At 41.5% G+C, this 1324-nt stretch carries 1 protein-coding gene; it reads right to left on the bottom strand.

Annotated features, from left to right (window positions below):
- Positions 1–158: 158 nt before the first annotated feature.
- Positions 159–1169, bottom strand: coding sequence for a GSU2403 family nucleotidyltransferase fold protein (locus tag A3763_RS15675; RefSeq protein ID WP_068633983.1), 1011 nt, complete (start codon positions 1167–1169; stop codon positions 159–161).
- Positions 1170–1324 lie beyond the last annotated feature (155 nt).

The raw sequence follows: 1324 nt of genomic DNA, 5'->3' as shown, positions 1-1324 counted from the left end.
GGCGCAATTATGACCGATAAACTAGACCCGTCAATGCTCCTCAAGCTGCTTAAGAAAGCCCCTGAATCTTTCGCGCTCTCTGATCTTCTTGAATTAATAAATAAGGCAATACTTTACGCTTAGGTGATACAAAGTTTATATTGCCTCCCCCCAAAACATCACAAATCAAATTCGTCGATGTCTTTGCTTACCTGATCCTGCAAGCGGGAAGGAAAGATTTTATTGATAGCCTTGCCGTAAGATAGGTGTGTTAACTGACTCCTTAGCAAACTTGCGACACTACGCGCCTGACTTTCATCTCGAACAGCTTTCACTCGGTCTCGATCAGGCTGTTTACTCACGTACCACTTGTGAAGCACAAAAGCACGAGGATCAATAGCGTTTAGCCGAACCGGCATCCCTTTTGAATCAAACACTATCTGTTCAAATGTTGGTGCAGATAGCACCCACTTTAGCGAATCAATTTCTACTGGCAACAAGTCACTATCATCAAGCAGACTTTCAAACTCACTTGCTTGCATTTGAGGTTTTCCCTGGGTGATAAAGTCAACTCGGTACTGCTGGGCATTCACTGCTGCAAACTCTCGTGGCGAATCACTAAGAGGCTGGAAGCTTTTATCCGTTTTCTGTAATAAACCTAACAATGAGCCTTGATCCAGGCTCGATACAACTTTTAGGCATTGGCGTGAGTCGAAGAGTACATCAATGTCTTGTGTCGCCAGATGATCTGAATTGAAGAGCACTCCTCCCGCAATTTCATAGGCATACATCGCATTGGTTTCGATTATTTTATGCGGAATAGATTGCTTTTGAAGAGCCCTAATTACCTTTGCACCTGCTACAGGAAAACGGTTCAAGCTAACAGCACGTAAAAAAGCAGCATGTATTTTTACTTGTTGAAGGGATAGCTTTTCACGACTAAGGGCAGCATTCTCATCACCCTCAAATTTAGCTTTAAGCTCTTCAGTCTCTGCATTACGCGCACCGAGAGAAATATTCTTGCCTCCCGTGTAGCCCCGATACAAGTACTGCTTACCTTTAATGACTTTCCAATGCATTGAACCAGTAAATTCGGACTTCCAGGCATCATCTCTTTTCCATGCCTCAAAGCTTTGCCGAGCATCGACAATAACCTTCGCCTGTTGATTGGATACTGAAAGAAATGACATAAGTGCACCGTTAACTTAATGGTATATTAATTAACTAATTTTATACCACAAAGAATTTAATATTAGTTAAATAAAAAGGGCGCCTATAAGCCTAGAAATAACAATACACGAATCCCTATATATGATGATACACTTAACCCTATAAAAGAAAATTC

It is taken from the genome of Oleiphilus sp. HI0128, from assembly GCF_001635365.1.
This window is presented reverse-complemented; position numbering and strand designations above follow the sequence as displayed.

Bases quoted from the DNA above. Each gene is read 5' to 3' on its own strand.
- A3763_RS15675 (WP_068633983.1), bottom strand. From the start codon at position 1,169: ATGTCATTTCTTTCAGTATCCAATCAACAGGCGAAGGTTATTGTCGAT.